This is a genomic window from Stenotrophomonas sp. GD03654, from assembly GCF_029845105.1.
In the GTDB taxonomy this organism is placed as follows: Bacteria; Pseudomonadota; Gammaproteobacteria; order Xanthomonadales; family Xanthomonadaceae; genus Stenotrophomonas; species Stenotrophomonas africana.
The window spans coordinates 18,906-42,222 of the sequence record NZ_JAOCLC010000046.1 but is presented as its reverse complement, the minus strand read 5'-3'; the positions used below and the strand labels follow the sequence as shown (position 1 = coordinate 42,222).

Below are 23,317 nucleotides of genomic sequence, written 5' to 3'. Positions count from 1 at the left end.
TCGCTGTCGGAACGAAGAGCAGTCGACTAACAGTCGACTCTACGCAGTCGACCGCATCCCAGCAGGCGCACCGCCGTCGGCGGTCGCGCCTTCAATACGCCCCCGCCCTTCCGGACGGGGACAGGGGGATCAGTCGACGCTGATCCCGGCCAGGCGCTGCAGCGCCTCGGCGTACTTGGCGCGGGTGCGCTCGATGATCTCGGCCGGGATGTTCGGGCCCGGGGCGGTCTTGCCCCAGTCCAGCGTCTCCAGGTAATCGCGCACGAACTGCTTGTCGTAGCTCGGCGGGCTGGTGCCCACTTCGTACTCGTCGGCCGGCCAGTAACGCGAGGAATCCGGCGTCAGCATCTCGTCCATGATGTACAGGCGGCCATCGGCGTCGGTACCGAACTCGAACTTGGTATCGGCCAGGATGATGCCGCGCTCGCGCGCGTAATCAGCGGCGAACTTGTAGATGCGCAGGGTGGCGTCGCGCACGCGCTCGGCCAGGTCCGCACCGACCTGCTTCACCATCGCATCGAAATCGATGTTCTCGTCATGGTCGCCAACAGCGGCCTTGGTCGAGGGGGTGAAGATCGGCTCGGGCAGCTGCTCGGCCTGGCGCAGGCCGTCGGGCAGGTCGATGCCGCTGACCTTGCCGGTGCGCTGGTAATCCTTCCAACCGCTGCCGATCAGGTAGCCGCGGGCGATCGCCTCCACCGGCACCGGCTTCAGCTTGCGGGTGACCACCGCGCGCTTGGCGTAAAGGGCCGGGTCCACGCCCTCGGGCAGCACGCTGGCCACGTCGATGCCGGTCAGGTGGTTGGGCATCAGGTGCGCAGTCTTGGCGAACCAGAAGTTGGAAACCTGGCAGAGCATCTCGCCCTTGCCCGGAATCGGGTCGGGCAGGACCACGTCGAACGCCGACAGGCGATCGGTGGCTACCATCAGCAGGTAGTCGCCCGGCGGGGTCCCTGCGGGCAGCCGCTCGCGCGGGATATCGAACACATCACGCACCTTGCCGCGGTGGCGCAAGGGCAGGCCGGGGAGATCGGATTGCAACAGCGTGGTTGGCACGGGCACTCCTGGGGCGTTGTCGATACGGCTGCCCAACGGACCCGGCGGGCCCGCTGACCAGCGGGCGGCCTAGTGTAAAGCCGTCCGGGCCCGCTGTGACGTAAAATGAGCGTCCATTTCGTCGGTCGACCCCGGAGCGCCATGCGCTGGTACGGAAAACTGCTCGGATTCATCGCCGGCGCCCTGCTGTTCCGGCCCAATCCGCTGTTTGGTGCAGTGGTCGGCCTGCTGATCGGCCATGCCTTTGACTCGGACTGGTTCCGCCTGAACAAGGAGAACCCATACCGGGAGCTGGGGCTGACCTCCGAGGCTACCGATGCCGAGGTCGAGCGCGCCTACCGCAAGCTGATCTCGCAGTACCACCCCGACAAGCTTGGCGGCGCCGCCCCCGAGCTGCAGCAGCAGGCCGAGCAGAAGTCGCGGCGGATCAATGCCGCCTACGACCGCATCAAGACCCTGCGCAAGCGCTGACCTCTTTCCCCTCGTTGCAAGGCCCGGCCATGTCCCACTGCCTCATTGCCCCCTCCATCCTGTCCGCCAACTTCGCCCGCCTCGGCGAGGAAGTCGACAACGTCCTCGCCGCCGGCGCGGACTGGGTCCACTTCGACGTGATGGACAACCACTACGTGCCGAACCTGACCATCGGCCCGATGGTCTGCCAGGCGCTGCGCAAGCACGGCGTCACCGCCCCGATCGACGTGCACCTGATGGTCGAGCCGGTGGACCGCATCATTCCGGATTTTGCCGAGGCCGGTGCCACCTACATCAGCTTCCACCCGGAGGCCAGCCGCCACGTGCACCGCACCATCCAGCTGATCCGCTCGCTGGGCTGCAAGCCGGGCATCGTGCTGAACCCGGCTACCCCGGTGGATATCCTCGACTGGGTGCTCGACGACCTGGACCTGGTGCTGCTGATGTCGGTCAACCCGGGCTTTGGTGGCCAGGCCTTCATCCCCTCGGCGCTGGACAAGCTGAAGGTGGTGCGCAAGATGATCGATGCCAGCGGCAAGGACATCCGCCTGGAGATCGACGGCGGCGTGAAGGCCGACAACATCGGCGAGATCGCGGCTGCCGGTGCCGACACCTTTGTCGCCGGCTCGGCCATCTTCAACGCCAAGACCAGCTACCAGGACGTGATCGCGCAGATGCGTGCGAACGTCGCCGCGGCACGCTGACAAAAAGGGGACGGAGGGGATTAATCTCGTTTAATTCCCTCCGTCCCCTTTATCTGCGCATGGCACTGTTGAACATCCGTCCGGCCACCGAGGCCGATGCTGGCCTGATCCTGCATTTCATCCGCGAGCTGGCGATCTACGAGAAGGCCGAGCATTCGGTGCAGACCGATGAGATCGGCATCGCCGAGAGCCTGTTTGGTCCCGATGCCACTGCACGCGCACTGATCTGCGAAGCCGACGGCGAGGCCATCGGCTACGCCGTGTATTTCTATAACTACTCGACCTGGCTGGGCCGAAAGGGCATCTACCTGGAAGACCTGTATGTCAGCCAGGAAAAGCGCGGCGCCGGCGCCGGCAAGGCACTGCTGAAGTACATCGCACGCCAGGCCGTGGCCGAGGGCTGCGGTCGTTTCGAATGGTCGGTGCTGGACTGGAATACCCCGGCCATCGAGTTCTACACCGCCGCCGGCGCGAAACCGCAGGATGAGTGGACCGTGTACCGGCTGCAGGGCCAGGCGCTGCACGATTTCGCCAACGGGTGAGATGACGTGCATCCACGCATGGCGTGGATCTACTGCTGGGCAAAAAAAGCCACGCCAATCACTGGCGTGGCCTCGCTGCATGCGTGGGAGGCTGATCCTGCCTCCATCAGTCGTCCCTGCTATGGCCTCCCATTCTCCGGTAGCTGAATGACATCTGCGTGACATTCACTGCGGACAAACAGCGCATTGCTAGCCTGTGCCACCGCATCCTTGGAAGCTCTGCATGACCACCCCGCGCTGGCGCCTGATCCTCAACGGTAAATCCGCCGGCGATGACGCCCTGCGCGACGCCGTCGGCCATTGGCGCGGGCAGGGCGTGCAACTGGAAGTGCGGGTGACGTGGGAGGACGGCGACGCCGAACGCTACGTGGCCGAGGCGATCGATCATGGTGTGGACGTGATCGTGGCCGCCGGTGGCGATGGCACGCTCAGTGCGGTGGCCGAGACCCTGGCGCACCGTGAGGAACCAGCGGATGCGCTGCCATCACTGGCACTGATTCCGATGGGGACCGCCAACGACTTCGCCACGGCCGCCGGCATTCCCACCGAGCCGAGGGAGGCCTTCGCCTTGATCGGGCAGGCGACGCCGCATGCGATCGATCTTCTGCGCGTGGACGCCGATGGCACGCAATGGTGGTGCGCCAATCTCGCCAGCGGTGGCTTCGGCACGCAGGTGACGGTGGAGACCGATGCCGGCTTGAAGAAGATGCTGGGCGGGCTGGCCTACGTGATCACCGGCATCGCCAAGCTGGGGCGGATCGAGCCGATCCACGCGTGCCTGTCGGGCCCGGATTTCGCGTGGGAAGGCGATTTCATCGCGCTCGGCATCGGCAACGGTCGCCAGGCCGGTGGCGGCCAACAACTGTGTCCGCAGGCACTGATCGATGATGGGCTGCTGGATGTGACCGTGCTTCCGGAGCTGGAGGGTGAAGTCACGGCCACGCTCGGCCAGATGCTGAAGTCCGGCACCCAGGCCGCGCTGGAACAGTTGGCAACGCGCGCGCGGCTGCCGTGGCTGCAGGTGGAGTCCGAGCGCCCGTTGACGCTCAACCTCGACGGTGAACCTGTGCAGGCCCAGCGGTTCCGGATCGAGTGCGTACCGGGCCGGGTACGCATGCACCTGCCGGCCGGTTGCCCGTTGCTGGGTGGGTAGGGAGGTAGAGTCGACTGTTAGTCGACTGCTCTTCGTTCCGACGGCGTAAAACCCCGCGCTACGCGCGCAAGTCGACTAACAGTCGACTCTACCGGTCCGCGTCGTCGGTTCCCGTGGCTGGCCCCGCCCGTCCCGTGGTTCAGTTTCCCAGGGTTCCCCTCCCGCCGATCCTGCGATACAGTCAAGGGGTGTCCAGCCTGACGACCCCGCATACCCTTTCTTCCGCACGCCGTTGGTGGCGATGGTGGCCCGTTGCCGTCGTCCGGCCCCATAACGCTGTGTCCCGGAAGGAAAGTCGTCTTGAACTCGCACGCTCAGTTTCAGCAGCAGGCCGCTGAAGGCCACACCCATATTCCCGTCGTCCGTGAAGTGCTGTCCGACCTGGACACGCCGCTTTCGGTCTATCTGAAGCTCGCCGACGGCCCCAATACCTACCTGTTTGAATCCGTCGAAGGCGGTGAGCGCTTTGGTCGTTACTCGATCATCGGCCTGCCGGCGCGCCGCGTGTATGCCTTCCACGGCCACACCCTGACCGTGCGCGAGGATGGCCAGGTGGTGGAAACCCGCGAGGTGGCCGACCCGTTCGCCGAGGTCGAGGCGCTGCGCAGCGCCCACTCGGTGCCGAAGCTGGAAGGCCTGCCGGGCTTCACCGGTGGCCTGGTCGGCTGGTTCGGTTTCGAGTGCATCGGCTACATCGAACCGCGCCTGGCCCCGCCGGCCGGCCGCGATGAGCTGGGCACGCCGGACATCCTGCTGCTGGACTCCAACGAGCTGGCGGTGTTCGACAACCTCAAGGGCCGCCTGTACCTGATCGTGCACGCCGACCCGCGGGTCGAGGGTGCCTTCGAGCAGGCGCAGGCGCGCCTGGATGCACTGACGGCCAAGCTGCGCGCACCGGGCGCCGGTTATCCCGCACCGCTCAACAGCGACGTGCTGGACGAGTCCGATTTCGTCTCCGGCTTCACCCGCGAAGGCTTCGTCGATGCGGTCCAGCGCAGCAAGGAGTACATCCGCGCCGGCGACATCTTCCAGGTGGTGCTGAGCCAGCGCCTGAGCGTGCCGTTCAAGGCGCGCCCGGTGGATGTGTACCGCGCGCTGCGTGCACTGAACCCGTCGCCGTACATGTATTTCCTGGATGTGGGCGACCTGCAGGTGGTCGGTTCGTCGCCGGAAATCCTGGTGCGCCTGCAGGATGGCGAAGTGACCGTGCGCCCGATCGCCGGTACCCGCCCGCGCGGTGCAACCGTCGAGCAGGACCTGGCGCTGGAAGCCGAGCTGCTGGCCGATCCGAAGGAGCGCGCCGAGCACCTGATGCTGATCGACCTCGGCCGCAACGATGCCGGCCGTGTCTCGAAGGCCGGCACCGTGGAAGTGGGCGAGCAGTTCGTGATCGAGCGCTACAGCCACGTCATGCACATCGTCAGCGAAGTGACCGGGCAGCTGCAGCCGGGCCTGAGCTATGCCGACGTGCTGCGTGCCACGTTCCCGGCAGGTACCGTCAGCGGCGCGCCGAAGATCCGCGCGCTGGAAGTGATCCGCGAGCTGGAACCGATCAAGCGCAACGTCTACGCCGGCAGCATCGGCTACATCGGCTGGCACGGCGACGCCGATACCGCGATCGCGATCCGCACCGCGGTGATCAAGGACGGCCGCCTGTACGTGCAGGCCGGTGCCGGCATCGTCTACGACTCGGACCCGGACAAGGAATGGGACGAGACGATGAACAAGGGCCGCGCGTTGTTCCGCGCCGTCGCCCAGGCCGCCAAGGGCCTGTGATCCTCCCCGTGCCGTGGCCTGCGCCGCGGCACCGTCCGCTGTTCCCATTCAAGACAAGGAGTACCGCATGAAGCTGCTGAGCGCATTGCTGTGGTCGTCACTGCTGGCCACGATGGCGCCGTCTGCGTGGGCGCAGGCCAATACCATTCCCTCGCAGCCGCACCTGCTGGTGAAGGGTGAGGGCGCGCGAACGGTGATGCCGGACCGGTTCGCGGTCGAACTGCTGGTCAAGTCCACCGATCTTCAGCCGGATACAGCGCGCTCGCGCGTGCAGGGCAATGTCGATGCAGTGTTGAGTGCGTTCAAGCGAAACCATGCACTGCCGGAAAGCGTGGTAGCCGACAACCTGACCATCCAGCCGGACTACCGCTATAGCGTGCAGGGCAAGCAGGAATACCTGGGCACGCGGGTGAGCCGGCGCCTGAAGGGCAGCTTCGGCACCACCGGTGACCTGCAGGCCTTCCTGCGCGCGGTCGATGCCAGCGAGGACCTGCAGATCAGCAGCATGCGGCCTGGCTACTCCAGGGAAGCCGCACTGCGTGGCGAACTCAAGGCCGAAGCGGCAACGCAGACACGCGCCTCCGCCAAGCACCTTGCCACGGCCTACGGCGCGCGCATCACCGGCCTCTACAGCATCTCCGACGTGGCCCCGAACTTCGCCTACGGCGTGCAGGCAGGCAGCTGGCCCCGCGGTGGTGACATGGTCACGCCGCCCAGCCCGCCGGCTCCGGCGCAGACCAGCATCGAGACAACCGGCGCGCGCGCGCGCGAATCCATCGAAGCCGGCCCCATCACCTACACCGAAAACGTATACGCCATTTTCCTGATAAGCGACGGAACCTGACCATGTTGTGGATGATCGACAACTACGACAGCTTCACCTACAACCTCGTGCAGTACCTGCAGACGCTGGGCGCCGAGGTCAAGGTGGTGCGCAACGATGCGATGAGCGTGGACGAGATCGCCGCGCAGAAGCCCGAGCGCATCGTCATTTCGCCCGGCCCGTGCACGCCCAACGAGGCGGGCGTGTCGCTGGAGCTGATCCAGCGCCTGGGGCCGACCACGCCGATCCTCGGCGTGTGCCTGGGTCACCAGGGCATCGGCCAGGTCTACGGCGGCACCGTCATCCGTGCCGGCAACATCATGCACGGCAAGACCTCGCCCATCCGCCATGAAGGCAAGGGCGTGTTCGCCGGCCTGCCGGACCGTTACCAGGCCACCCGCTACCACTCGCTGGTGGTGGACAAGCACAGCCTGCCCGACGCGCTGGAAGTGACCGCATGGACCGAGAACGAGGATGGCTCGATCGAAGAGATCATGGGCCTGCGCCACCGCCAGTTCCCGGTGGAAGGCGTGCAGTTCCACCCCGAATCCATCCTCACCGAGCATGGCCACGCGCTGCTGCGCAATTTCCTGCAGCGCCCGGCTGCCTGATCCAAGGAGTATTCCGATGAGCTTCTCCCCCCAGGAAGCCCTGCAACGCACCATCGAGCATCGCGAAATCTTCTTCGATGAAATGGTCGACCTGATGCGGCAGATCATGCGCGGCGACGTGTCGCCGATGATGACCGCCGCCATCCTCACCGGCCTGCGCGTGAAGAAGGAAACCATCGACGAGATCGCGGCCGCGGCCACGGTCATGCGCGAATTCGCGCTGGCGGTGCCGGTGGCCGACAGCACCCACCTGGTCGACATCGTCGGTACCGGTGGCGATGGCTCGCATACCTTCAACATCTCCACCTGCGCGATGTTCGTGGCGGCCGCAGCCGGTGCGCGCGTGGCCAAGCACGGCAACCGCAGCGTGTCGTCCAAGTCCGGCAGCGCCGATGCGGTCGAAGCACTGGGTGCGGCCATCGAGCTGCAGCCGGCCCAGGTGGCAGCTGCGATCGAGCAGACCGGTATCGGCTTCATGTTTGCGCCGATCCATCATCCGTCGATGAAGGTCGTCGCGCCGGTCCGCCGCGAGATGGGCGTGCGCACCATCTTCAACATCCTCGGTCCGCTGACCAATCCGGCCAGCGCGCCGTCGGTGCTGATGGGCGTGTTCCATCCCGATCTGGTGGGTATCCAGGCACGCGTGCTGCGCGAGCTGGGTACCGAGCGCGCCATGGTGGTCTGGGGCCGCGACAACATGGATGAGATCTCGCTGGGCGCCGGCACCCTGGTGGGTGAGCTGCGCGACGGCAAGGTGCGCGAATACGAGATCCACCCGGAGGACTTCGGCATCGCCATGTCGGCCAGCCGCAACCTGCGCGTGGACAGCCCGGAGCAGTCCATCCAGATGCTGCGCGCCGTGCTGGACAACGAGCCGGGCCCGGCACTGGACATCGTCGCGCTGAACGCCGGCGCCGCCCTGTACGTGGCCGGCGTGGCCAGCGACATCGGCGATGGCCTGGCCCGGGCCCGGGCCGCCATCGCCAATGGCAGCGCCCGCCAGCGCCTGCAGCAGTATGTGGAGACCACCCGCGCGCTGGTTGCCTGAGCGCGCGGTTCAGCCTGACCCCGTCGATGGCCGATAATGGCCCTCCTCACCGCCCCCGCACCGAACCGAAGACGATGAGCGACATCCTGCAGACGATCCTGGCCCGCAAGGCCGAAGAAGTGGCCCAGCGCCGCGCCCAGCGCCCGCTCGAGGAGCTGCAGGCCGCCCTGGCCAGCGCCCCGCCCGTACGTGGCTTCGTGCGCGCGCTGCAGGCGGCGGTGGCCAACGGCGACCCGGCGGTGATTGCCGAAGTGAAGAAGGCCAGTCCCTCCAAGGGCGTCATCCGCCCGGATTTCCGCCCGGCCGACATCGCCGTCAGCTACGAGTTCGGCGGCGCCAGCTGCCTGTCGGTGCTGACCGACGTGGACTTTTTCCAGGGCGCCGACGCCTATCTGCAGCAGGCCCGCGAGGCGTGCACGCTGCCGGTGCTGCGCAAGGACTTCGTGATCGACGCCTACCAGGTGTACGAGGCGCGCGTGCTGGGCGCCGACTGCATCCTGCTGATCGTCGCCGCGCTGGACGACACCCAGCTGGCCACCCTGTCCGAACTGGCGCTGTCGCTGGGCATGGACGTGCTGGTGGAAGTGCACGACATCGACGAGCTGGAGCGTGCGCTGCAGGTGCCGGCGCCGATGATCGGCATCAACAACCGCAACCTGCGCACCTTCGAGGTGTCGCTGCAGACCACGCTGGACATGCAGAAGGCGGTGCCGCGTGACCGCCTGCTGGTGACCGAGAGCGGCATTCTCGGCCCGCAGGACGTGGCGCTGATGCGCGACGCCGGCATCCATGCGTTCCTGGTCGGCGAGGCCTTCATGCGCGTGGAAGAACCGGGCGAGGGCCTGCGTCAGCTATTCTTCGCGGCATGAAAACGCACTATCCGACGCCGCGCGATGATGCGCCGCTGGTGGTCTTCGATTTCGACCACACCCTCTATGACGGCGATTCGGGCACCCATCTGTTCGCCTCGCTGATCAAGCGCAACCCGTTGCGGATGCTGGCCGCGCTGCTGGTCACGCCGATCGCCGGGCCGCTGGTGGCGATGCTGCCGACCCGTCGTACCGGCATTTCGGTCTATGTGTGGATCGGCAGCTTCGGCCTGCACCGCGCGCGTGATTTCAACAAGGTCATCGACGCCTATGTGCTGCGCAACGAGGCGCAGATGCGTGCCAAGCTGCTGCCGCAGGCGCTGGAGGTGTTCGCCGCGCACCGAGCCAAGGGCGACCGCGTGGTGGTCGCCACCGGCGCGCCGCCGGAGCTTGCACGCGCGATCCTGACCTTCGTTGCCCATCAGGACGTGCCGGTGATCGGCACCGAGGTCGGCCCACGGCTGGGCGGCGTCGGCCCGACCCGCCACTGCCACAATGAAGAGAAGATGCGCATGCTGCGCGAGCGCGGCTACGGCGACATCGACATCGCCTATTCCGACAGCACCGCCGACCTGCCGCTGCTGCTGGCTGCCAAGGCGCCGGTGGTGGTGAACCCGAAGCCGGGCAGGGTGGACTTCTTCCGCCGCGTGCTGCCGGCGGGCACCCGCATCCTCAACTGGGGCTGCGTGGACCGCGGTGGCGACAAGGCCTGATTCGAGCCTGTTGTAGAGTCGGGCCATGCTCGGCTGCCTTTGTAGAGTCGAGCCGTGCTCGACTGCTTTCCCGCCAGGAGCAGCCGAGCATGGCTCGGCTCTACAGGTCCTTGCGCTCAGCGGTACAGGTGCCCGTACACCGCGTGGCCGATCTGGAACAGGCTGATACCCAGCACCAGCACACCAACGGCCACCAGTACCCAGCGCTCCTTCACCCGCTTGACCAGGATCGCCGCCACCGGCGCGGCCATCATGCCGCCGATCAGCAGGCCGGCGACGATCTGCAGGTGCTGCACGCCCATCGACAGCAGGAAGGTCGCCGACACCGTCAACGTGACCACGAACTCGGCCGCATTGACCGTACCGATGGTGGTACGCGCCTGGCCGCCACGGGCGAGCAGGGTGGACGTGGCGATCGGCCCCCAGCCGCCACCGCCGCTGGCGTCGAGCAGGCCCGCGAAGAAGCCCAGCACCGGTACCCGGCGGATCTCGCCCCTGGGCATCCAGCGCCCCGCGGCGCGGGCCAGGATGATGATCGCCAGCACCAGCAGGTACAGATAAATGAGCGGGCGGATGATGTCACCGGGGATCTGGGTGAGCACGTACGCGCCCAGGGCGCCGCCCACCGCACCGGGCAGGGCCAGCCGCAGGAACAGGCGTTTATCGACATTCCCGGCTGCAAGGTGCGACACACCCGAGGCACCGGTGGTGAACACTTCAGCGGTGTGGATGCTGGCGCTGACCTGGGCCGGGGGCAGGCCCATGCTCAGCATCACCGACGAGGAGACCAGGCCGAAGGCCATGCCCAGTGCGCCGTCAACCAGCTGTGCGCCCAGGCCGATGAGGATGAACCACCAGTATTCGCTGCTCAGTTCCATGCACCGAGCCTAGCGCGCGAAGGAGTGCGGACCAAGGTCCGCACCCACCAGGTGGTCAACGGTCAACGGGTGCCGTACAAAACCACAGTCTTGCCGCGGGCGTGCAGCAGGCCGTCGGTCTGCAGCTTCTTCAGCACGCGGCCGGCCATTTCGCGCGAGCAGCCGACCAGGCGGGCCAGTTCCTGGCGCGAGACGCGCAGCTGGCTGCCCTGCGGATGGCTCATCGCCTCCGGCTCCTGCGCCAGGTCGTGCAGGGTGCGCACGATCCGGTCGGTAACGTCCAGGAATGCCAGGCGGCTGGCCTTGCGGCTGGTGTCGAGCAGGCGCTTGGAAATCTGCTGTCCCAGCGCGTACAGCAGGCGCGGGGCATCGGCCGACAGCGGGCCGAGGAACAGCTGATGCAGGCGCTCGTAGCTGATCTCGGCCAGTTCGCAGGCGGTACGGGTCCGCAGGATCACCTCGCGGCGGTCCGATTCGACGAACAGACCCATCTCACCCACGAACTCGCCGGCGCCGAAGTAACCCAGCACCAGCTCGCGATCGTCATCTTCCTCGGCCATGATCGAAACCGAGCCGCTGATGACGTAATACAGGGTTCCCGCCGGGTCACCGGGTCGGAAGACGTCGGTACGGGTGGGGTATCGCCGCCTGTGGCTGTGCGCCAGGAAACGATCGATTGTGGCGATATCCAGGGCCAGTGGACTGCTAGCTAGGCGCACGGTTGACACGATAGGAGCGCTCCCTCTGCGCATGAACGGATTCACGGGGTCGATAGCGGAGCTTAACCAGCGCAATTGTTAAGGGCAAACAGTGTGCCAGATGTGAGCGATCTTCACGTTCCCCCCGGGGACAGTTTGCCCCATAATTCCCCCTTTCTCTTCTCACACAGGAATCGACCGCCGTGGTCAAGCCGTTGCCTCGCCTGAGGCTGCAGGGTTTCAACAACCTCACCAAGGCGCTGAGCTTCAACATCTATGACGTGTGTTACGCGCGCACCGAAGAGGAGCGTCAGCGTTACATTGAATACATCGATGAAGAGTACAACGCCGACAGGCTGACTCAAATCTTGACCGATGTCGCCGAGATCATCGGCGCCAACATCCTGAACGTGGCCCGCCAGGACTACGATCCGCAGGGTGCCTCGGTGACCATCCTGATCTCCGAAGAACCGGTGATCGACAAGAAGCAGGCCGGCAAGGAGCTGATTCCCGACGCAGTGGTCGCGCACATGGACAAGTCGCACATCACCGTGCACACCTATCCGGAAACGCACCCGCAGGAAGGTATCGCGACCTTCCGCGCCGACATCGATGTGGCTACCTGTGGCGTCATTTCGCCGCTGAAGGCGCTGAACTACCTGATCGAGAGTCTGGAGTCGGACATCGTGATCATGGACTACCGCGTCCGTGGCTTCACCCGCGATGTGAAGGGCAAGAAGCACTACATCGATCACAAGATCAACTCGATCCAGAACTTCCTGGCCAAGAACATCAAGTCGCGTTACGAGATGTTCGACGTCAACGTCTACCAGGAGAACATCTTCCACACGAAGATGCACCTGAAGGACTTCGACCTGGACCAGTACCTGTTCGAGGAAAAGGCCAAGAACCTGTCGTTCAAGGAACGCATGAAGATCGAAGCGCTGCTCAAGCGCGAGATCGAAGAGCTGTTCCACGGCCGGAACCTGTCCGAGTAAGCCCCATGCGCGATGCCCGCAGGCATCGCCGCCCAGGCGGGACGACCCGCCCCGTGGAACTGGTGTCGCGCAGGCGACATGGTTCCACGGTGATGTACCGACCCACGGCCCGGTGTGAAAACACCGGGCCGTTTCGTTTTTCTCAAAAAAGGTAAGGAGCCCCCACCCATGCCCTGGATCTACCTGCTGCTGGCCGGTCTGTTCGAGATCGGTTTTGCCCTCGGAATGAAGTACTCCGAAGGCTTCAGCAAACCCCTTCCCACCGTTGCCACGGTGGTGTCCGCGCTGATCAGCCTGTACCTGATGAGCCAGGCGATGAAGAGCATCCCGGTCGGCACGGCCTACGCGATCTGGACCGGTATCGGCGCCATGGGCGTGGCGGTGCTGGGCATCTACCTGTTCAACGACAGCGCATCGCCGGCCCGCCTGGCCTGCGTGGGCCTGATCGTGGCGGGTGTGATCGGCCTGAAGCTGGTCTCGCCGAACTGATTGATGGCCCGACCAACGGTCGGGCCCCACCGCACCTCTTGGTAGGCCCGCACCGTTGGTGCGGGCAACCCTTCAAATGCGGTAGGCGATGGTCTTCATCACCTTGGAGGCCACTGCCATCACGCCGGGGATCGGGAATGGCAGGCGGCGTGCGCCGGCCTGTTCGGCGTGCTCCGCATGGCGGGCCTCGTCGTCCTTCATCACGGCGATGACCGCGCGGCTGCGCAGGTCACCGGCCGGCAGGTCAACCAGATGCTCGTCCAGGTGCGCCTCCACCTGGCGCTCGGTCTCGACCACGAAGCCCAGGTTCCAGCCGTCGCCACGCAGCCCGGCCAGGGTGCCGATGGTGTAGCTGCCGGCATACCAGAGCGGGTTGAACAGGCTGGGCCGGCTGTCCAGTTCGCCCAGCCGGGCGGCGCACCAGGCCAGGTGGTCGGTCTCTTCCTGGGCCGCTTCCAGCAGGTGTTCACGCGTGGCCGGGTCGCGGGCCACGGCGGCCTGGCCGAAGTACAGGCCCTGCGCGCAGACCTCGCCGACGTGGTTGATCCGCATCAGCCCGGCCGCGTGGCGACGTTCGGCGCTGTCCATGCCCGGCTCACCCGTGTCCGCGGCCGGGTAGGGGCGGGCCGCCGGCGGGTTGCCGAACACCGTGTCCAGGGCGCGCTGCGCCTCGGTCAGCAGGTGGTCCAGCGGGGTGATCTGGCGGGGCACGGTCATGGCGGTACACGGTGGGGCGGAAGACCCCCGATTCTCGCCCGGCCCCGCGCCCCTGCCAACCCGGCCTTGGGTGCGGGTTGCGCGAGCCCTGCAAGGTGAGTACAATCCCACCTCTTACGCTTCACCTTTTCACAACGCGTGGCAGAGTTCCGGCGAGCCTTTCGCCGCAATGAGCCCGACCTAACCTAGAGTTCTTCATGAGCACTTTCACTGCCAAGAACGAGACCGTCCAGCGCGACTGGTACCTCGTCGACGCCGAGGGCAAGACCCTGGGCCGTCTCGCCACCGAGCTGGCCCGCCGTCTGCGTGGCAAGCACAAGCCGGTCTACACCCCGCACGTTGATACCGGCGACTACCTGGTCGTCATCAATGCAGAAAAGATTGCCGTCACCGGCAAGAAGCTGCAGGACAAGATGTATCACCGTTTCACCGGTTACATCGGCAACCTGAAGACCGAATCCCTGGCACAGGCGCTGGAGCGCCACCCGGAGCGCGTGATCGAGATCGCCGTCAAGGGCATGCTGCCGAAGGGCCCGCTGGGTCGCCAGATGTACCGCAAGCTCAAGGTCTACGCCGGCACTGAGCATCCGCACGCCGCACAGCAGCCGCAGGTTCTGGATATCTAATCATGGCTATCACTCAAAACTACGGCACTGGCCGCCGCAAGTCCTCCACCGCTCGCGTGTTCCTGCGCAAGGGTTCGGGCAACATCACCGTCAATGGCCGTCCGCTGGACGAGTTCTTCGGTCGTGAGACTGCGCGCATGATCGTGCGCCAGCCGCTCGAGCTGACCAAGAACACCGAAAGCTTCGACATCCTGGTCACCGCCGCTGGCGGCGGCACCACCGGCCAGGCCGGTGCGATCCGTCTGGGCATCGCCCGTGCTCTGGTCGAGTACGACGAAACCCTGAAGTCCGAGCTGCGCAAGGCTGGCTTCATGACCCGTGACGCCCGTGAAGTCGAGCGTAAGAAGGTCGGTCTGCACAAGGCCCGCCGCGCCACCCAGTTCTCCAAGCGCTGATTTACCGCGCCTGGTTGGGCTCCTTCGAGAGCCCGCTGGATGGAAAAGCAAAAGCCCGGCTTCGGCCGGGCTTTTGTCGTTTCGGGGGGATGCATTTCCGGGTTGCCGGCCAGCGGCCGGCACTACCCATGGTTTCGCATCTCGGAAGGGGTGGGGTCAGAGCCCTTTCCTTTGGAAAAGGATCCGACCCCGGGCCTCTCTCTGGAGGGGAGCCCCCTTGATGTTCAAGGGGGTGCGCCGACAGGCGCGGGGATAAGGTGGAATGCGCGACCAGATTAAAAGCAAAAGGCCAGATCTTTCGATCTGGCCTTTTGCTTTTAATTTGGCTGCCCCGGATGGATTCGAACCACCGAATGCCTGAGTCAGAGTCAGGTGCCTTACCGCTTGGCGACGGGGCAAAACGTGCAACTATTTTCTCACTTTTCACACTGGAAAACAACTTGATTTTCAGTGTGGTGGCTATGGGTGGACTCGAACCACCGACCCCAGCATTATGAGTGCTGTGCTCTAACCGGCTGAGCTACATAGCCTTGGTGAGCCCGCTATTCTGCGGATGTGTATCGTCCCTGTCAACACTTTTGTGTCGTGCTTGTGGGCCGACAGAGGGCATGGGATAGTCCCAACCAGTAGATTTTCTTAGGAGTCCGCATCGTGATCGATCCGGACGGCTATCGACCGAACGTCGGCATCGTGCTGATGCGGCAGGACGGCCAGGTGTTCTGGGCACGACGTGTGCGCCGGGACGGTTGGCAGTTCCCGCAGGGTGGCATGAACACCGACGAGACGCCTGTCGAGGCCATGTATCGTGAACTGCAGGAAGAGACCGGCCTGCTGCCTGAGCATGTGGAAGTGCTCGGGGCGACGCCCGGCTGGCTGCGCTACAAGCTGCCGGCGCGCGCCATCCGCCGCAACGAGCGGCAGGTCTGCATCGGCCAGAAGCAGGTCTGGTTCCTGCTGCGCCTGACCGGCGATGAATCGCATGTGCAGCTGGACCATACCGATTCGCCCGAGTTCGACCACTGGCGCTGGGTGGACTTCTGGTACCCGGTGGAGCACGTGGTGATGTTCAAGCGTGGCGTCTATGCGCGTGCCCTGCGACACCTGGCGCCGTTGGCGCGCGGGGTGGCCGGGCAGGGCGTCAGCGCGATGCCCAAGAGCGCTGCCGAGGCCTGGATGCCGGGCCACGCGGCCGGCCACGACAGGCCCCGCAAGCGCACGCCCAAGCGTGGTGGCTACTGGCCGCGCAAGGCCAAGGGTGAGCCGGGGGCGGTTTGATGGGGGCGCCGCGCAGACCACGGGCCGATCCGTTGAAACGCATCCCCTGAAACGCATCCCCGCTGACTATGTCCAGCAGAACCTGGCTGTCCGACTGGTCAGCCTGCCCTGGATGACGATGGGCGTGGTGATGTTCGGTAGCAGCGCAACGATTCCGCTTGAGCTGGGTGTGGTCCTCACCATTGCGAATTGTGCCGCTGCCCTGTACCTCGCGGACTACCTGCTGCGCTTGAGGGCGGCAGGCGGCGGCCTGTACTGGCTGATCATTTTTTTCAGCACGTCGGTGCTGGCGCTGGTATGTGCAGTCGTACTCTGAACGGTATCGAGAATGGTTCAGGTCTCTGATTGACAACCATTCTCGTTTCCATTGGAATAGCCAACAGGCCACTCCTGGCCTGTCAGCCCGGTTCACGCCTGTGTACGTCTGCATCTGCAACGGAGTCACCGACCACCAGATCCGCGAAGCCGCCAGCCATGGCGTCAGCACGGTGGCCGAACTGACCATGCGTACCGGATGTGGCGCTACCTGCGGTTCCTGCCTGGACATGGCTGGCGATCTGCTGGCCAAGGCGCGTGCCACCCACGATCTGCCGTTGCCGGTCCTCGGTCTGGCCCAGGTCGCCTGATCGTCTCTTTCGTGCCGCGTTGACGGCGCGTTTTCGCATCCTTCACGTGCGGCCGCACAGGCCAATGCGCACGATTCGCGTTCCTTCAAGCCCGCACGCAAGGCGTTAAAGTGCCTGCGTTTTCAGCGTGCAGGAGCACCCCCCATGAAGGGCGACACCAAGGTCATCGAATTCCTCAACAAGGTCCTCTACAACGAGCTGACCGCGATCAACCAGTACTTCCTGCACGCCAAGATGCTGAAGAACTGGGGCATCAAGGAACTGGCCGAACACGAGTACAAGGAATCGATCGACGAGATGAAGCATGCCGACATGCTCGCCGACCGGATCCTGTTCCTCGAAGGCCTGCCGAACTTCCAGGCGCTGGGCAAGCTGCGCATTGGCGAGAACCCGACCGAGATCCTGCAGTGCGACCTGTCGCTGGAACGCGACGGCGTGGTGACCCTGCGCGAGGCCGTGGCCTATTCCGATTCGGTCGGCGACTACGTCAGCCGTCAGCTGTTCGTGAAGATTCTGGATTCGGAAGAAGAGCACATCGACTGGCTGGAGACCCAGCTCGACCTGATCGAGCGTATCGGCGAGCCGAAGTACCTGCTGAGCAAGCTGGAAGAGTGATGTAGCGTCGAGCTTGCTCGACTGTGATCAGCATGGCGATAGTCGAGCAAGCTCGACTCTACCGATGCTGTGCCAGGTAGCCCGTCAGTGCCACGCGCGCACGGGCGAATTCGGCCACCAGCAGCGCCACCGCCACCGCGGGGCGCTGCAGGCTTCCGCTGCGGGCCTCGTGCTCGATCCGCTGCGCGATTGCCGACAGCGACAAGGCCCCCACGTTCGCACTCGATGATTTCAGGCTGTGCGCGACCGCCTTCAGGCGTGGTCCGTCGCCGCTCTGCGCAGCCTGCTGCAGCTGCTGCACCATCGCCGGGGCGTCGTCCAGGAACACCGAAAGGATCTGGAGTGCGGAGTCGCCGATCACCGCGTGCAGCTCGTCCAGCACATCGCGGTCGAGTACCGGCTGTGGCTTGGAGCCGACTCGGCTGTCGTCGTCTTGTAGAGCCGAGCCATGCTCGGCTGATGGAGCGCGACTGCTATTGGCCGTCAACCGAGCATGGCCCGGCTCTGCAGAAGGCCGTGCAGGTGATGCAGCCTTACCGTCCCCCCAGCGCTTCAAAAGCGCATGCAACGTGGCGCGTGCGATTGGCTTGGACAGGTAGTCGTCCATGCCGGCCTGCAGGCAGCGCTCGCGATCCCCGGCCATGGCATTGGCGGTCATCGCGATGATCGGCAGCCGCGCGCGCCCGGTTTCTGCTTCTTCCGCACGCCAGTGGCGCGTGGCGGCGTAGCCGTCCAGCACCGGCATCTGGCAATCCATCAGCACCACGTCCACGCCGCCTTCGCGAAGGGCGGTCAGCGCCTGCTCGCCATCGGTGGCGTTGCGCACCTCGCACTGGAACACGCGCAGCAGATGCTCGGCCACCATCCGGTTGACTGTGTTGTCCTCCACCAGCAGCACCCGCAGGTGCAAGGGCGGCAGCGGGGGCGTGGGCTGCCCCTCTTCGACATTGGCCAGCAACGCGGCAGGGCGCGCAGGCGCGGCCGGTGCAGCCAGCAGCGCATGCAGTGCGGCGTCATCAAAGTGCGCGGGTAGCTGACGCTGGCGCGGGCGTGCCGGAAGAGCATCGTCCTGCAGCCACAGGACCTGCAGCGCGTCGTCCTCGCCACGCTCGGCCAACGCCTGCTGCAGGGTCACTTCGCCGATGCGGCGCGCGCGTGCATCGACCAGCAGCCAGGCCGGAGCCGGCTGCGCCGGCCGTGGTGCCGCGCGCAGGCGCTCGACCACGGCGTTGGCCTGCGCCAGCGCATGCACCTGCAGTCCATGATGGGCCGCGATGCGCTCGATGCGCGCCTGCAGGATCGCATCGGTACTGAACAGCAGCAGCGGGGCCGGCGTGCGCGCCATTGCCGGCAGGTCGCCGGGCACCTTCAACAGCGGGATCTCGAACCAGAATGTCGCACCGTGGCCCGGCGTGGACTGCACGCCGATGCGCCCGTGCATCAGGTCGATGATGCGCTTGCAGATGGCCAGGCCCAGGCCGGTGCCGCCGTAGATGCGGGTGGTGGAGGCGTCGGCCTGGCTGAAGGACTGGAACAGGCGAGCCTGCAGGGCCGCATCGATGCCGATGCCGGTGTCGATGATCTCGAAGCGCAGCTGGTGTTGTGCAGGACCTTCGCCCAGCCGTTGCACGCGCAACTGCACCTGGCCGCGCGCGGTGAACTTGATCGCGTTGGCCAGCAGGTTGCTCAGCACCTGGCGCAGGCGCACCGGGTCGCCGCGCACCGGCAGGCGCACGGAGGGATCCAGCTGCAGGTCGAGCGACAGGCCCTTGGAATCGGCCGCGCGCTGCATCAGCTGCACGACGCCATCAAGCAGGTCACGCAGATTGAAACTGGTGATCTCCAGTTCCAGTGCCTGCGCTTCCAGCCGTGAGTAATCGAGGATGTCGTCGACGATGCGCAGCAACTGTTGCGAGCTGGCCGAGGCGGTAGCCAGCATCTGCCGCTGGTCCTCGCCCAGCGGCCCACGCGCGATCAGCTCCAGCATTGGCAGGATGCCGTTGAGCGGCGTGCGGATCTCGTGGCTCATCGTGGCCAGGAACTCGCCCTTGGCCAGCACCGCCGCTTCGGCGGCCTGCTTGGCCTGCAGCAGCTGTTGTTCCAGCTGGCCCTGGCGTTCGGTGGTGTGGCGCAGCTGGTCACGCTCGGCGGCCAGCGCGCTGTGCTCGCGCCGCAGCTGGGCCAGTGCGCGGCTGCGCGTGCGCAGGCGCAGGCCCAACAGCAGCGCCATGGCGGCCGCAGCAAGGGCAACCAGCAGCGCGCCCCACAGCGGCATGTCAGAGCACCGCGTTGTGGAAGTCGAAGTTCAGGTCGCTGCCGGCCGACTGCACCATGTTGCCCTGGATGTAATCGACCCCGCCGACCCACATCGCGGCTGCAGCCTGCGGATCCTCGATCTGCTGGCCGATGATCTGCAACCCTTCTGCATGTGCCCGTTCGATCGCCTTGCGCAGTTCTTCGCGTGTGGCGGGGTTGGCATGGCTGCTGGAGAAGCGTGCGGCCATGCGCACGAATGACAACGGCAGCTGGCCCAGCAACGCGTCAGCCTCGCCCCCGGGCTCGAACTGGCTCAGGCAGAAGCGCACGCCGGCGCCGGCCATGCGCTGGCAGAACTGCTGTAGCGGCACGGCATGGATCAGCGCGTCGGGCAGGCGCACGTCGATCACCAGCGCGCTGCCGGGCAGGTCGCGCTGCTGCAGCGATTCCAGCAGCCAATCCGCGAACGCATCGCGTTGCAGGGTGCGCAGTGACTGCGAAACGAACAGGTTCAGCGGTTGCGTCGCGTGCCGGTACAGGTCCAGCAGGCCCAGCGCATGATCCATCACCTGCTGGTCAAGGTCGGCGATGCGCCCGGCGGCTTCCGCGGCCGGGATCACCTGGCCGGCTGCCAGCACCGTGCCGTCAGCCTGGCGCAGGCGAAGCAGCAGCTGGTACTGCGCGGTGTTGCCACCGGCCACAGCGACGATCGGCTGGTAGGCCAGTTCCAGCTGGCCTTCCAGCAACGCCAGGTGCTCCTGCTCACTGATCACGTCGCGGTGCACGTGGCCTGCCACGCCGGCGCTGAGCAGGCGTGCCTGCAGCGTGGTGCGTTCGACGGCCTCCAGCGCACTGTTGGCATCCTCGAAGCCGGACGACAGCGGCGCGTAGCCGACCACGCCGCGCAGGTGCACGGATTCGTCGTCGCGGATCACGAAGGCGCGCGCCGACAACTGCTCGCGCAGCGTTGCGGCGACGCCTTCCAGGCTGTCCTCGTCGGTATTGCGTACGAGCAGCAGGAAACTGTTGTCATTCAGGCGTGCCAGCAGGTGCGGGTGGCCGGCTTCCGCCAGGCGCTGCCCCGCCTGCACCATCAGGCGCTCGAAGGCTGCATAGCCATAGCGCTCGCGCAGTCCCAGCGCGCTGGACACCTCCACGAACAGCACACCGCCCCGGTCGCGGTGGGCGAGTGCGGCGTTGAGCTGCTGCAGCACGTGATGACGCGTCGGCAACCCCGTTTCCGGGTTGCTGGTGGCCGGTGCGCCGGTGGCACCGGGCAGGGTCGCGGCCTGCGCACGTGCGCGGCGGATGCGGTTGGCCACGGCGGCGATCAGGTGGCGCGGACGGATCGGCTTGCTCAGGTAGTCATCGGCGCCACTGTCGAGCACCTCGAACTGGCGTTCCGGGTCCGGGTCCCCGCTGAGGAACACGATCGGCAGCAGCTGCAGGCCGGGCTGCTGGCGGATCAGCGCGGTCAGACGCATGCCGTCCAGGCCGGGCAGGTGCAGGTCCATCAGGATCAGGTCAGGGCGATGCTCCTTGATCGCCTGCAGCGCACCGTCGGCATCGCTGTGCACGATCGCCTGCATGCCGGCGCCGTGCAGCACGCTCTGTGCGAACAGGGCCTGCGCGCGGTCGTCCTCGACGATCAGCACGCGATACGGTGAATCGGACGGCGGCGGCGCCTGGTCGTTGTTGCCGGCCTCGGCCAGCACCACCGGACCGGGAAGCGGCGGTGGTGCGCTGTGGATGGCCGGGGCATCGGCGGCGGCACCCTGTGGCGTGACTGCTGCGGGTGCGGCCGGAGCGCTGCTGGCCGTCTCGGCGCTCCAGCGTTGCCAATGATCGGCCGGAGGGGTTTCAGCGCGTCCCGGGCGGGCGCCCGCGGGGGATTCGTTTGCGGCCATCGGTGCTCCTGGTGTTCGCGTCCATTATGCGACAAGCCCGGTGCTCAACCGGTACCGGTGTGCCCCGGCGGTGCTGCCGATGCGCCGCGCGCCAGCCAGCGCACGCCTTTCCACAAGGTGCGCCAGACCAGCCACACCAGCAGCGCGCCGGCCAGGCTGCAGGCCAGCACCACGATCAGCGCGATCCACGGGTGCGCCAGCGCCAGTGCCAGGCCGCCGATCACCACGGTGTCTTCGGCAGCGGACGCGACCCAGTTGCTGGCCGGTTCCGGCGAGGTGTTCAGCAGGGCGCGGGTGCCGGCCTTCAGGCCATGACTGGCCAGCGCGACACCGGCGCCGGCGGCAAGCGCACCGGTGCCCAGCTGGCCGTCCGGCGACAGCGTGGCAGCGGCAAGGAAGGCGCCGGCAGGCACGCGCGCGAGTGTCTGTACCAGATCCCAGACCGAGTCCACACCGGGGATCTTGTCGGCAAAGAACTCGGTCACGGCCAGCGCCGCCGAAGTGCCCAGCACCCACCACGACTCAGTGGCCTGCAGGGCCGGCGGCAGGTCGACCCAGCCGAGCAGGCCGGCCAGGCCGACGCCGAACACGGTGAGGTAGACGCGGATGCCGGCCAGCCAGGCCAGCAGGATGCCGATCACGAACAGATGGGCTTCGGTCATGGCGATGCTCCGGCGACGGAACTGTGCAGGGGGCCACACTATCGACGATGGCGTGCCTGAACGCCACAGACGGTGGCTCGCCATTGCGCAGGAAACCCACCCGTCCTGTCATACACTAGCCCGTCGTTTGCCACAGGGGCCGTATCGGTGTCGCCCTCGCGATGCCCCGGAAACCACCCATGACCAACCGTCCTCCCATGCGCGTGCAGGTCCGCCTGCCCGGCGCGCCGCAACCGCCGGCCGACCGTCGCCGCCTGCTGGTGATCGGCGGCATCTGGCTGCTCAGCCTGGTGCTGGCGGTGCTGGGTGGCTGCTGGATGGCCACGCCGCGCGACGCCCAGGGCCAGCGCCTGCAGGCCGCCGAGAAGCGCGCCGAGACGCTGCAGGCGCAGCTGACCGAACTGCGCCAGAAGCAGGCCACGCTGGAAGCCTCCGACCGCATCAGCCGCGCCGCCAACACCGAGGTGCAATCCTCGCTGGCCGAGCGCGATGAAGAGATCGCCGGCCTGCGCGCCGACGTCGCCTTCTATGAGCGACTGGTGGGCTCCACCAGCCAGCGCAAGGGCCTGAATACCCATTCGATCGAGTTCAGCCCGGAAACGGCCGGCACCTGGCAGTACACCGCCGTGCTGACCCAGAACCTCAACCGCGGCGCCATCAGCCAGGGGCAGATGCGTTTCACCGTGGAAGGCGTCAAGAACGGCAAGCTGGCCACGATCAGTTGGGATGATCTGCACCAGCGCAGCAAGGTACCGGGACAGGATTACTCGTTCCGGTACTTCCAGCAGCTCACCGGCAGCGTGATGCTGCCGGCTGACTTCACCCCGCAACGCGTGCGGGTGACATTGGGGAGTGGTACGGGGGGTACCACCCAGGTATTCGACTGGAAACAGGCCGGTGCGCCGGCCGCCAAAGGGGAGTAGGCAGATGTTCGGAAGCAGCAAATCCAACCGTGAAGGCCAGCTGGTGGTGGATGCCCTGATCGGCAACCAGGTGGTGATCCGGGGTGATGTGGAATTCAGTGGGGGCCTGTATGTGGAAGGCCGCATCCACGGCAAGGTGATCGCCGCCGAAGGCGCCAGTGGTGCGACCCTGACGGTCGCCGAGCATGGCGTGATCGAGGGCGAGATCCGCGCCCAGGTGGTGGTCATCAGTGGCCGCCTGGACGGCGACGTGCACGCCACCGAGAAGGTCGAGCTGACCCCGAGCGCACGGGTCAATGGCAACGTCCACTACCAGGTGGTGGAGATGAATGCGGGCGCCCAGCTGAACGGCCGCCTGATCCATGCCAGCGCCCCGATGGCTGCCCTGCCGGCCCCGGAAGGCGATGAGGCCAATGGCAGCAAGGGTGACACCGCCGCACGCCGCAAGCTGGCCGAGGCGATGGCTTGAAAGCCATCGTCGGCACC

General features: G+C 66.3%; 27 protein-coding genes and 2 tRNA genes. 20 read left to right on the top strand and 9 right to left on the bottom strand.

The features are described from left to right. Positions 1-129: 129 nt before the first annotated feature. The gene (locus N5J73_RS16420) at positions 130-1,056 is read right to left on the bottom strand and encodes a phosphoribosylaminoimidazolesuccinocarboxamide synthase (protein ID WP_049448436.1); all 927 of its coding nucleotides are present in this window, start codon (positions 1,054-1,056) and stop codon (positions 130-132) included. Between the two features lie 141 nt (positions 1,057-1,197). Here N5J73_RS16420 and N5J73_RS16415 point away from each other — a divergent pair, with 141 nt between their 5' ends. The 10 genes from N5J73_RS16415 to N5J73_RS16370 all read left to right on the top strand — a co-directional run bounded on the left by N5J73_RS16415 (position 1,198) and on the right by N5J73_RS16370 (position 9,766). After that, positions 1,198-1,527, top strand: coding sequence for a DnaJ domain-containing protein (locus N5J73_RS16415; RefSeq protein WP_005411327.1), 330 nt, complete (start codon positions 1,198-1,200; stop codon positions 1,525-1,527). Between the two features lie 29 nt (positions 1,528-1,556). Then, positions 1,557-2,231, top strand: coding sequence for a ribulose-phosphate 3-epimerase (rpe, locus tag N5J73_RS16410; protein ID WP_005414702.1), 675 nt, complete (start codon positions 1,557-1,559; stop codon positions 2,229-2,231). A gap of 59 nt (positions 2,232-2,290) precedes the next feature. Continuing rightward, on the top strand, positions 2,291-2,773 hold the full coding sequence (locus N5J73_RS16405) for a GNAT family N-acetyltransferase (protein ID WP_049448432.1): 483 nt from the start codon (positions 2,291-2,293) through the stop codon (positions 2,771-2,773). Positions 2,774-2,996: 223 nt separating this feature from the next. Continuing rightward, complete coding sequence (gene yegS, locus N5J73_RS16400) at positions 2,997-3,926, top strand: lipid kinase YegS (protein ID WP_154349767.1); 930 nt, start codon at positions 2,997-2,999, stop codon at positions 3,924-3,926. Between the two features lie 300 nt (positions 3,927-4,226). Then, positions 4,227-5,702, top strand: a complete 1,476-nt coding sequence (trpE, locus tag N5J73_RS16395; protein WP_019338578.1) for an anthranilate synthase component I — start codon at positions 4,227-4,229, stop codon at positions 5,700-5,702. A gap of 67 nt (positions 5,703-5,769) precedes the next feature. After that, positions 5,770-6,546, top strand: a complete 777-nt coding sequence (locus tag N5J73_RS16390) for an SIMPL domain-containing protein (RefSeq protein ID WP_154349765.1) — start codon at positions 5,770-5,772, stop codon at positions 6,544-6,546. 2 nt (positions 6,547-6,548) lie between these two features. Beyond that, a complete protein-coding gene (locus N5J73_RS16385) occupies positions 6,549-7,136 on the top strand; it encodes an aminodeoxychorismate/anthranilate synthase component II (protein WP_049448425.1) in 588 nt (195 codons plus the stop codon). A gap of 16 nt (positions 7,137-7,152) precedes the next feature. Further along, positions 7,153-8,184 (top strand): anthranilate phosphoribosyltransferase, encoded by a 1,032-nt coding sequence (gene trpD / locus N5J73_RS16380; protein ID WP_049443905.1) that lies wholly within the window; start codon positions 7,153-7,155, stop codon positions 8,182-8,184. A 74-nt stretch (positions 8,185-8,258) separates the two neighbouring features. Then, complete coding sequence (gene trpC, locus N5J73_RS16375; RefSeq protein ID WP_049426871.1) at positions 8,259-9,053, top strand: indole-3-glycerol phosphate synthase TrpC; 795 nt, start codon at positions 8,259-8,261, stop codon at positions 9,051-9,053. Then, on the top strand, positions 9,050-9,766 hold the full coding sequence (locus N5J73_RS16370; protein ID WP_154349764.1) for a haloacid dehalogenase-like hydrolase: 717 nt from the start codon (positions 9,050-9,052) through the stop codon (positions 9,764-9,766). The genes trpC and N5J73_RS16370 overlap by 4 nt, the downstream gene beginning before the upstream one ends. A gap of 116 nt (positions 9,767-9,882) precedes the next feature. On the opposite strand, the gene N5J73_RS16365 is transcribed toward N5J73_RS16370, so the two are convergent. After that, on the bottom strand, positions 9,883-10,644 hold the full coding sequence (locus N5J73_RS16365; RefSeq protein ID WP_279941198.1) for a sulfite exporter TauE/SafE family protein: 762 nt from the start codon (positions 10,642-10,644) through the stop codon (positions 9,883-9,885). Between the two features lie 62 nt (positions 10,645-10,706). Beyond that, positions 10,707-11,396: a cAMP-activated global transcriptional regulator CRP gene (gene crp / locus N5J73_RS16360; RefSeq protein ID WP_010482649.1), complete on the bottom strand. Its 690-nt coding sequence runs from the start codon at positions 11,394-11,396 to the stop codon at positions 10,707-10,709. A 149-nt stretch (positions 11,397-11,545) separates the two neighbouring features. On the opposite strand from crp, the gene speD reads away from it, so the two are divergent. Together speD and sugE are read left to right on the top strand one after the other, a co-directional pair. Beyond that, the gene (speD, locus tag N5J73_RS16355; protein ID WP_014648662.1) at positions 11,546-12,340 is read left to right on the top strand and encodes an adenosylmethionine decarboxylase; all 795 of its coding nucleotides are present in this window, start codon (positions 11,546-11,548) and stop codon (positions 12,338-12,340) included. A gap of 168 nt (positions 12,341-12,508) precedes the next feature. Next, entirely contained in the window at positions 12,509-12,829 is a 321-nt protein-coding gene (gene sugE, locus N5J73_RS16350) for a quaternary ammonium compound efflux SMR transporter SugE (RefSeq protein WP_005419816.1), read from the top strand. 72 nt (positions 12,830-12,901) lie between these two features. Here sugE and coq7 read toward each other — a convergent pair whose 3' ends face one another. After that, positions 12,902-13,546 (bottom strand): 2-polyprenyl-3-methyl-6-methoxy-1,4-benzoquinone monooxygenase, encoded by a 645-nt coding sequence (gene coq7 / locus N5J73_RS16345; RefSeq protein WP_049448419.1) that lies wholly within the window; start codon positions 13,544-13,546, stop codon positions 12,902-12,904. 197 nt (positions 13,547-13,743) lie between these two features. Here coq7 and rplM point away from each other — a divergent pair, with 197 nt between their 5' ends. Both rplM and rpsI read left to right on the top strand, forming a co-directional pair. Then, complete coding sequence (rplM, locus tag N5J73_RS16340; protein WP_005414692.1) at positions 13,744-14,172, top strand: 50S ribosomal protein L13; 429 nt, start codon at positions 13,744-13,746, stop codon at positions 14,170-14,172. 2 nt (positions 14,173-14,174) lie between these two features. Next, positions 14,175-14,567 (top strand): 30S ribosomal protein S9, encoded by a 393-nt coding sequence (gene rpsI, locus N5J73_RS16335; protein ID WP_005411311.1) that lies wholly within the window; start codon positions 14,175-14,177, stop codon positions 14,565-14,567. Between the two features lie 323 nt (positions 14,568-14,890). Here rpsI and N5J73_RS16330 read toward each other — a convergent pair. Beyond that, positions 14,891-14,965, bottom strand: a tRNA-Gln gene (locus N5J73_RS16330). 55 nt (positions 14,966-15,020) lie between these two features. Then, a tRNA-Met gene (locus N5J73_RS16325) sits at positions 15,021-15,097 on the bottom strand. A gap of 121 nt (positions 15,098-15,218) precedes the next feature. Between N5J73_RS16325 and N5J73_RS16320 the strand changes: the two genes are divergently transcribed. The 4 genes from N5J73_RS16320 (at position 15,219) to bfr (ending at position 17,083) form a co-directional block, all read left to right on the top strand. Further along, positions 15,219-15,842 (top strand): RNA pyrophosphohydrolase, encoded by a 624-nt coding sequence (locus N5J73_RS16320; protein WP_049448418.1) that lies wholly within the window; start codon positions 15,219-15,221, stop codon positions 15,840-15,842. Positions 15,843-15,960: 118 nt separating this feature from the next. Continuing rightward, positions 15,961-16,158 carry a hypothetical protein gene (locus N5J73_RS16315; RefSeq protein ID WP_239684362.1) on the top strand — a complete coding sequence of 66 codons (198 nt, stop codon included), beginning with the start codon at positions 15,961-15,963 and terminating at the stop codon, positions 16,156-16,158. Between the two features lie 100 nt (positions 16,159-16,258). Beyond that, positions 16,259-16,468, top strand: coding sequence for a bacterioferritin-associated ferredoxin (locus tag N5J73_RS16310; RefSeq protein ID WP_005411309.1), 210 nt, complete (start codon positions 16,259-16,261; stop codon positions 16,466-16,468). 144 nt (positions 16,469-16,612) lie between these two features. Next, a complete protein-coding gene (gene bfr / locus N5J73_RS16305) occupies positions 16,613-17,083 on the top strand; it encodes a bacterioferritin (RefSeq protein WP_005419804.1) in 471 nt (156 codons plus the stop codon). A gap of 58 nt (positions 17,084-17,141) precedes the next feature. On the opposite strand, the gene N5J73_RS16300 is transcribed toward bfr, so the two are convergent. From N5J73_RS16300 to N5J73_RS16290, 3 genes are read right to left on the bottom strand one after another with little or no spacing between them, the layout of a single operon-like run. Beyond that, a complete protein-coding gene (locus N5J73_RS16300; protein ID WP_049448417.1) occupies positions 17,142-19,358 on the bottom strand; it encodes an ATP-binding protein in 2,217 nt (738 codons plus the stop codon). A gap of 1 nt (position 19,359) precedes the next feature. Further along, on the bottom strand, positions 19,360-21,246 hold the full coding sequence (locus N5J73_RS16295; protein WP_049448415.1) for an EAL domain-containing protein: 1,887 nt from the start codon (positions 21,244-21,246) through the stop codon (positions 19,360-19,362). A 44-nt stretch (positions 21,247-21,290) separates the two neighbouring features. Further along, positions 21,291-21,908 (bottom strand): DUF4126 domain-containing protein, encoded by a 618-nt coding sequence (locus N5J73_RS16290; RefSeq protein WP_049448414.1) that lies wholly within the window; start codon positions 21,906-21,908, stop codon positions 21,291-21,293. A 179-nt stretch (positions 21,909-22,087) separates the two neighbouring features. Here N5J73_RS16290 and N5J73_RS16285 point away from each other — a divergent pair, with 179 nt between their 5' ends. Both N5J73_RS16285 and N5J73_RS16280 read left to right on the top strand, forming a co-directional pair. After that, entirely contained in the window at positions 22,088-22,831 is a 744-nt protein-coding gene (locus N5J73_RS16285; RefSeq protein WP_049448412.1) for a DUF6776 family protein, read from the top strand. A 4-nt stretch (positions 22,832-22,835) separates the two neighbouring features. Beyond that, complete coding sequence (locus N5J73_RS16280; RefSeq protein WP_049448410.1) at positions 22,836-23,300, top strand: polymer-forming cytoskeletal protein; 465 nt, start codon at positions 22,836-22,838, stop codon at positions 23,298-23,300. Positions 23,301-23,317 lie beyond the last annotated feature (17 nt).

Coding starts and splice junctions, on each gene's coding strand:
- N5J73_RS16290 (WP_049448414.1), bottom strand. CDS start 21,908: ATGACCGAAGCCCATCTGTTCGTGATCGGCATCCTGCTGGCCTGGCTG.
- trpC (WP_049426871.1), top strand. CDS start 8,259: ATGAGCGACATCCTGCAGACGATCCTGGCCCGCAAGGCCGAAGAAGTG.
- N5J73_RS16385 (WP_049448425.1), top strand. CDS start 6,549: ATGTTGTGGATGATCGACAACTACGACAGCTTCACCTACAACCTCGTG.
- N5J73_RS16415 (WP_005411327.1), top strand. CDS start 1,198: ATGCGCTGGTACGGAAAACTGCTCGGATTCATCGCCGGCGCCCTGCTG.
- rplM (WP_005414692.1), top strand. CDS start 13,744: ATGAGCACTTTCACTGCCAAGAACGAGACCGTCCAGCGCGACTGGTAC.
- trpD (WP_049443905.1), top strand. CDS start 7,153: ATGAGCTTCTCCCCCCAGGAAGCCCTGCAACGCACCATCGAGCATCGC.
- coq7 (WP_049448419.1), bottom strand. CDS start 13,546: ATGACCGTGCCCCGCCAGATCACCCCGCTGGACCACCTGCTGACCGAG.
- N5J73_RS16365 (WP_279941198.1), bottom strand. CDS start 10,644: ATGGAACTGAGCAGCGAATACTGGTGGTTCATCCTCATCGGCCTGGGC.
- bfr (WP_005419804.1), top strand. CDS start 16,613: ATGAAGGGCGACACCAAGGTCATCGAATTCCTCAACAAGGTCCTCTAC.
- sugE (WP_005419816.1), top strand. CDS start 12,509: ATGCCCTGGATCTACCTGCTGCTGGCCGGTCTGTTCGAGATCGGTTTT.
- N5J73_RS16370 (WP_154349764.1), top strand. CDS start 9,050: ATGAAAACGCACTATCCGACGCCGCGCGATGATGCGCCGCTGGTGGTC.
- yegS (WP_154349767.1), top strand. CDS start 2,997: ATGACCACCCCGCGCTGGCGCCTGATCCTCAACGGTAAATCCGCCGGC.
- crp (WP_010482649.1), bottom strand. CDS start 11,396: ATGCGCAGAGGGAGCGCTCCTATCGTGTCAACCGTGCGCCTAGCTAGC.
- N5J73_RS16315 (WP_239684362.1), top strand. CDS start 15,961: ATGGGCGTGGTGATGTTCGGTAGCAGCGCAACGATTCCGCTTGAGCTG.
- N5J73_RS16280 (WP_049448410.1), top strand. CDS start 22,836: ATGTTCGGAAGCAGCAAATCCAACCGTGAAGGCCAGCTGGTGGTGGAT.
- rpsI (WP_005411311.1), top strand. CDS start 14,175: ATGGCTATCACTCAAAACTACGGCACTGGCCGCCGCAAGTCCTCCACC.
- N5J73_RS16390 (WP_154349765.1), top strand. CDS start 5,770: ATGAAGCTGCTGAGCGCATTGCTGTGGTCGTCACTGCTGGCCACGATG.
- N5J73_RS16295 (WP_049448415.1), bottom strand. CDS start 21,246: ATGGCCGCAAACGAATCCCCCGCGGGCGCCCGCCCGGGACGCGCTGAA.
- N5J73_RS16300 (WP_049448417.1), bottom strand. CDS start 19,358: ATGCCGCTGTGGGGCGCGCTGCTGGTTGCCCTTGCTGCGGCCGCCATG.
- rpe (WP_005414702.1), top strand. CDS start 1,557: ATGTCCCACTGCCTCATTGCCCCCTCCATCCTGTCCGCCAACTTCGCC.
- N5J73_RS16405 (WP_049448432.1), top strand. CDS start 2,291: ATGGCACTGTTGAACATCCGTCCGGCCACCGAGGCCGATGCTGGCCTG.
- N5J73_RS16285 (WP_049448412.1), top strand. CDS start 22,088: ATGACCAACCGTCCTCCCATGCGCGTGCAGGTCCGCCTGCCCGGCGCG.